At 43.1% G+C, this 6,372-nt stretch carries 5 protein-coding genes and 1 tRNA gene; 1 reads left to right on the plus strand and 5 read right to left on the minus strand.

Annotated elements, in window-relative coordinates; genetic code table 11:
- Positions 1-259: 259 nt before the first annotated feature.
- Genes glpC through glpA form a run of 3 tightly spaced genes read right to left on the minus strand, consistent with a single transcriptional unit; the run spans position 260 to position 4,373 of the window.
- Positions 260-1,480 carry an anaerobic glycerol-3-phosphate dehydrogenase subunit GlpC gene (glpC, locus tag A3CY_RS0119840; RefSeq protein ID WP_018339700.1) on the minus strand — a complete coding sequence of 407 codons (1,221 nt, stop codon included), beginning with the start codon at positions 1,478-1,480 and terminating at the stop codon, positions 260-262.
- Between the two features lie 8 nt (positions 1,481-1,488).
- A complete protein-coding gene (gene glpB, locus A3CY_RS0119845) occupies positions 1,489-2,745 on the minus strand; it encodes a glycerol-3-phosphate dehydrogenase subunit GlpB (protein ID WP_018339701.1) in 1,257 nt (418 codons plus the stop codon).
- A 2-nt stretch (positions 2,746-2,747) separates the two neighbouring features.
- On the minus strand, positions 2,748-4,373 hold the full coding sequence (gene glpA, locus A3CY_RS0119850) for an anaerobic glycerol-3-phosphate dehydrogenase subunit A (protein ID WP_018339702.1): 1,626 nt from the start codon (positions 4,371-4,373) through the stop codon (positions 2,748-2,750).
- A gap of 514 nt (positions 4,374-4,887) precedes the next feature.
- Between glpA and A3CY_RS21740 the strand changes: the two genes are divergently transcribed.
- Complete coding sequence (locus tag A3CY_RS21740; protein ID WP_018339703.1) at positions 4,888-5,307, plus strand: helix-turn-helix domain-containing protein; 420 nt, start codon at positions 4,888-4,890, stop codon at positions 5,305-5,307.
- A 427-nt stretch (positions 5,308-5,734) separates the two neighbouring features.
- On the opposite strand, the gene A3CY_RS0119860 is transcribed toward A3CY_RS21740, so the two are convergent.
- On the minus strand, positions 5,735-6,055 hold the full coding sequence (locus A3CY_RS0119860) for an Arm DNA-binding domain-containing protein (RefSeq protein WP_018339705.1): 321 nt from the start codon (positions 6,053-6,055) through the stop codon (positions 5,735-5,737).
- A 239-nt stretch (positions 6,056-6,294) separates the two neighbouring features.
- Positions 6,295-6,366: transfer RNA gene (locus tag A3CY_RS0119865), tRNA-Thr, on the minus strand.
- Positions 6,367-6,372 lie beyond the last annotated feature (6 nt).

Genomic DNA, 6,372 nt, shown 5'->3' on the forward strand with positions numbered 1-6,372 from the left:
AAAAGGACATTTCAATATGGCAATATTTTTCTGCTCCATTTGTTCTTGTTTTTATGATCCTCTATTTTTCCTTGAATCGAATGAATTCGAAAACGTTTTCTTTCTTATTCGTAATAAATATCTTTCAATTCACAACAAAAATAGGAATATTGATTTTTAAATCAAAATAATTTTCAATAAAATTACGTTTTCCTTTTTATTTTATTTTCCTTGTTTTTGTAATAAAAACATTTTACACTTTAGAGTGATGACGTGCGTGTCATTCTAAGGCGTTGGCTAATATTGATATAGGATGCTCGCATCGTTTTGATGTGGACATTTCGATTTGCCATTTACAGGTTTCGCAATCGGTGACTACCACATCGAAATCGCAACTTTCTATCTGTTTGAACAGGGAAGCCCCGATGTCTTGTGATGTCTTGTAGTTCTCTTTCTTGAAACCGTAAGTGCCTGCTATTCCGCAACATTGAGAGTCTAGTACGGTCAGTTCAATGTTCGGGATGAGTTTCAGCAACTCGATGGAGTAATAAGACCAGCCCAATTTTTCCATGTGGCAGGGGGTGTGATACGCCACCTTGATTTTTTTCTCGCCCTTCTTGAAATTCAATTTTGCACTTTGTTGACTAAATAGACGATAAATGTAACGTGTTGCTAATTCGATCTGATCTCTTACATCGTCATTCTTCACGTCCAAAAGGTGAGGATATTCATCCCGAATCGTGAACGTGCACGTGGACGAGGTGGCTATTACCGGAATCTTCTTTTCGAGTACGGACTTTCGAATCGAAGCAATATTTGTTTTGGCTTGTTTTTTTGCTTGGTTGATGAAGCCGTTGGAAATTAATGCCACCCCGCAACACTTCTCTTTTTCCAGCAATTGTACGCCAAAACCGAGGGCGTTCATCACTTTCACGAGATCTTTTCCCAGTTGTGGATTGTTATAGTTTGCGTAGCAACCGTGGAAATAACTTACTTGCTTGGGATAGGCGGCTTGTTTTGCGGCTTGTTTTTTATACCATCCCTCGAACGTCCCGAATGAATATTTCGGGAATGTACGGCGGTGGTCGATTTTCATGACGCCATCAAGAATCGCCTTCACGGGTTTCAAACCTAATGTGGTGTTCACGATCGGGGCGAACGGGGTGGATAGTGTCCCCACTAAATCCGTGTTCGCTAGGATGAAATCACGTAATGTCGGTTTCTTCTCGCTATATTTAATGCGGGCGGCTTGTATGATGTCGCCGATCCTCACGTTGGAAGGGCATGCCACCTCGCATCGTTTGCAATTGATGCAATATTTCAGCGATTCGTCATAGAAGTTGAATTTCTTCAAGCGCAGGCGTTCCCCGTCCGGTCCTGCCTGTTTAGGACCCGGGTAATCCGGGTTGACGGCTGCCACGGGGCAGTAGACTGTACACACGGTACATTTGATACATTGCTCGAAATTGTTGTCGCTTATATTGTGTTGTTGTAGATTCATAACTTCTTCTATTTACTTGAAATTCTATCTGCTACATACAATGCACTCAGGATGGAAACTCCAGCCCCGCATCCTTCCTTGATGGCATTAAAGCCTTCCAGTATCGCTCCTGATATATAAAGATTCTCGATAGCTTCTCCCTTGTATAGCCCGCGGAAATCTTTGTCCGTCCTGACCCCGAAGGTTTGGTAGGGTTGTGCGGCAAACGCATTCCGGTCATACCATTGTTCCCGGTTGGACGAGAAGGTAACGTCCAGGTCGAAGATCGGTTCGTAAACTCGCTCCGTGTCGGCGATTAGTCCCTGGCTGAAATAACTTCCCGTTGCCAAGATTACATTTTTGCCCGAGAACGGTATGTCCCCGTGGTTGTTCGTGTAAATCCGGCTGATCCGGTTGTCTTCTTTTTCTGCTCGTATCACGATGTCCCCGAGCATGAAAACGCCTCCCGCTTCCTGGAATCGGGCACGTAGTTGTTGTTGTACCTGTATGCCCGGTACGGAAGGGGGAAGAGTTGGCAATAAGCAGATCGGTTTCCCGATTTCCTTTTGGAGGTATGTCACGGCGTCTTTCCTGCTCAATCCCACGATCGCCGGGAGGGCGATGATTTCGCAATCCCCATTTTCAGCCTTGATTTGACGGGCGAACTCATCTAGATTCTCTTGGTTGTCAAATACCCTGGCGATATTCACGGAACGCATCTCTGTCGGATTCTTCCGTAAGTGCTCCAGGGCGGGAAAATTAATTAAATAGGTGGTGCAAGTGGTGCCTATTTTAGCCAATTCATCAACGATGAACTGGGTGTAAAAATCAAGAAAGCCCGTTACGTTGAAGATGCTTATTTTCTTCCATGAAATCCGATCAGCGTTTTCTCCTTGCATATGGTCTTCCAAGGTAAGCCATGTCGGCTTTAGCGTACCCATCGGGGTCATACGGAAGTGATTCTTTCGGGCGTCGCCTTTCACGGAAATTCCAACCTCTTTCAGAAAATTCTCCGCCTCCTTTGCTAGTTGGGAAAATTTATTGCTTCCTAATTTGGTGTAAGGATGTGTGGGTGCTTGTTTTGCCAATTCTTCGATCGCTTCGATCGGGTTGTTCACGCTATTTCCGTCCGGTAATGTGTTCAGTAGGTCGAAAGAGCCGGATGAAAAATGTAAAGCGCTTTGCCCGGAAGAAATGATAACACAGCGTTGTCCTTGTTTTGACAAGCGTATTCCGGAAATTAAACCGGACAGACCGCCACCGATGATAATAGTATCAAATTTCATAGTTATTCCTTTGAAGATGATGTTAGTCCGCACACGCCCTCGTAGATCCATGCGGTATATTCACTTTCTCGTAACGTGTCGCCCCATGCGATAGGTGCCATGCCTTTCCATCTCTCGTTCAAGAAAGAAGTAAGGTCAGCTTTTGCTCTTTTTGTGCAGGCTTTCTTCATGTTGCTCATTAGCCCGGCAGCCCGACAGGCGCAAAGTTCGCCTTGGCAAGTACCCATGCCCACGCGGGTTCTTCTCCGTAAATCGACAAGGTTGTTCACGTCCAATTCGTTCAGTGCGTATTTCGCCTCTCCCACGGACACTTCTTCGCATTCGCAAATCAAGCTGTTGTCTAGAGGTGTGTTTTCGGAGAATTTGTCCGCCATATCCCCGTGGCGATTGATTGTCGCGTTGCGTTGAGCGAGAGGGACGGATATAATCTTTTTGCTTATTTCTTCGGTGTTCTCTCTTGAACCGGGCAATTTTTCCGAGGCGGTGGTGCAAGGAACGGTGACATTTAATTTCTTGCAAACCAAGTCGGTTGTCCATTCGGACATCAACCGGTAGGTCATCAATTTTCCCCCGGTAATGGTGACGAATCCTTCGAGCCCGTCTCTCGTTGCGTGATCCAGAAGGACGATACCCCTGCTTACGTTTCGTCCGCTAGGATCGTCATCTGACGCCACTAACGGGCGAACTCCCGCGTAGGCTCTTAGGATGCGTGTCTGAGCCAGTTGCGGGGATAATTTCTCGCCTTCCCGCAATAGTAAATCTACTTCTTCCGGGGTGACATACATGTTATCTACTTCCTCGTAAGGAACTTTGCTGGAAGTTGTTCCGATCAGACAGATCGTGTCGCCCGGCACGAGAATATCGGCGTCAGCAGGTTTCCGACATCTGTTCAGCACGATGTTGTTTACCCGGTGACCGAAGATAAGCAGGGCTCCTTTGGCAGGTAACATATTGATATTAACCCCCGCTAGCTTCGCTATATTATGTCCCCATATACCTCCCGCATTAACAACAACGGAGCTGTAATAGGATTTTGTTTCTTTTGTTTTGTGATCAAGTACTTTGATGCCCACGATCCGGTCTTGTTCCCGGATGAGTTCGGTGACCTCGTGATAGGTAAGAACCTCGGCGCCGTGAAGTTTTGCGTCCATGATGTTGGAGGCGGTTAGGCGGAAGGGGTCTACGGCTCCGTCAGGAACCCTCACGGCTCCTATAATGTTCGGGTTGGCAGAAGGTTCCATTTTCAATGCGTCTTTTGGATCGATTACGTCAGCCCGGATGCCGGCTTGGCGGCACGCATCTACAAATTTGGATTGGAATTGAATGTCATCTTCGGGGAGAGTCAAGAAGAGCCCATCTGTTTCTTCCACGCAGTGGCTGGCTATTTTACGGAGAATCATGTTTTCCTTGATGCATTCTTCTGCTGACTCTTGGTCGGTTACCGCGTAGCGGGCACCACTATGTAGCAACCCGTGATTGCGTCCCGTGGCTCCGGTTGAAATGTCAAATCTCTCCACCAAAAGCACCCGTAGTCCTCTGCGGGAACAGTCTCTAGCGGTTCCGGCTCCTGTAGCCCCGCCGCCGATGATGATCACATCAAATGGTTTGGTTGTCTCGTGCTGTGTCATATCCAAAAGATTTTATATCACAAAGGAAAGAAGAAAACGAAATAAAACAAAACAAAATCGCAATTATTTTATCTAAAAACGAAACTAAATGAAATGTTTTGTATTCGATTCTCTTTTGAAGCGTTTTTTATTTCTCTATTGAGGTGAAAAAAACGAAACTGTTTTATACCTATTATATAATAGGAGTGGAAGGGGATTCGTGTGGTATATTCCGGGGGGATTTATAAGGATTTTGTTGGGGAATATGCTGGGATTTCCAGAGTGTGTTTGAAATGATGCCTTGTGATCGTGTGTGAAAAAAGGAGAAGACAAAGAGCGTTAACGGGATAAATGTCTCTGTCTTCTCACATCACCAACCGATTAACTAACCCCAACAACTTGGGGATTTCACCAATAATCGCTATATTTGTAACAAACGATATGCAAAGATAATGCAAATTTGGAAGAATGCAAAGTCAAATTGGATTATATTTTGCTAGAAAGTAAAATTTAAATTAATTCTAAATAAAAGGATATGTCATTTTCCGAGAGATTGCTAGAGGTGATGAAAGAGAAAGGGTACACGAAATATCGTGTGGCGAAGGATTTAAATATGTCAGCTACAACTATTTCAAATTATTTGAATAACAAGACTAAGCCTGACACCACAAAATTGGAAGTATTGAGTCGTCTATTGGGAGTGAACCGGATTTGGCTTCTGACAGGGGATGGAGAGAAATGCCGGGGTGATGTGATTGGAGAAGATTCTTGTTCTCCTGTTCGTTCTGTGAAAGAGGATGATAGCGAGTTAACTCGCCATTTAGTGGAAATTATGGACAAACAAGCTTCTTCCTTGAAAGCGAAAGACGATCAGGTGTCCATGTTGATTAGTACAAATGAATTGTTGTTGCGTAAGATTACGCCTCTGCTTGAAAGGTTGATGGAGAAACTTTAATGATGTAATATTGGAATACTATTTTACGATCGTTACAAGTGTTGAAGAATGGATTTTTCGATCGTTCGTGAAGTAGTTTTTCTATTTTCTTGAAAAAATACGATTAAAATAAATTTTTTTTTGAGATAAAATCTTCAATGAAAAGTGTGGTATTTAAGAGCGGCGTCAAGCCATACCCGTGTACGGGTGAAACCGGCTCAATGGGAAAATCTGTGTGTTTTATTTTTGCTTGATAAAATTATTTTTCATGACTGCTTTGGAAGAACTTGTATCTTTAATGTTTCTTGCAGGTTTGGTGGATTATTTTGTAGTAACTCGAGTCAGTAAAATTGATATCGGCTACTAGGTTTACTAGTTTTCATGACGAGTAAGTGATCCATGATTTCCCTTTACGTGGTAAGGTTTTTGACCTGGTAATCAAACGTCGTCATTGGAGGCATGTTGAAACGGGCAAGGTGATATTCCGGGACTGGTATCTTGTGGCATGCTGGAGTTCTTTATCGAGAGAGTTCTCGGATTTTTTGTTTAACTTTTGAATTTCGGAGTCAATAATGAGTTGGATGTATTCTTTGTTGGGTGTTTCCTCTTTTAAGGAATCATTTTCAAAGTCCCAATAATCAATATTGATTTTTGTCCCTAAGCTTTTTCTTCTACTATCATAGTTGTAACTTATTTTAAGGGCAAGGGGTGCTTCATTTTTTTTGTTGATTTTGTCTTTTCTACAAATAGGTGTTATACTTACTTCCATAAATTTTCTTGATTTATAGAACTGGTATTTGGCTTTATTGAAAAAATGGGGACCAAATAGGGGGACAAATAAGAGGCAAAATCCCTATTTTTTATCTAAAATCCCCTTTTGTCACTTGAAAAATAAGAATATTGCATTGAAAGGGAAGGTTTGGTAACTAAGAAACATTCTTATTGTAACTATTTAAATAATAGCTATATAAAACAAAAGAGCAGCCCTTTTACAGACTGCTTCTCCTGAGCTGTTAATGGGATTTGAACCCATGACCTCTTCCTTACCAAGGAAGTGCTCTACCCCTGAGCTACAACAGCAATTTG

Source organism: Butyricimonas synergistica DSM 23225 (assembly GCF_000379665.1).
Lineage (GTDB): Bacteria > Bacteroidota > Bacteroidia > Bacteroidales > Marinifilaceae > Butyricimonas > Butyricimonas synergistica.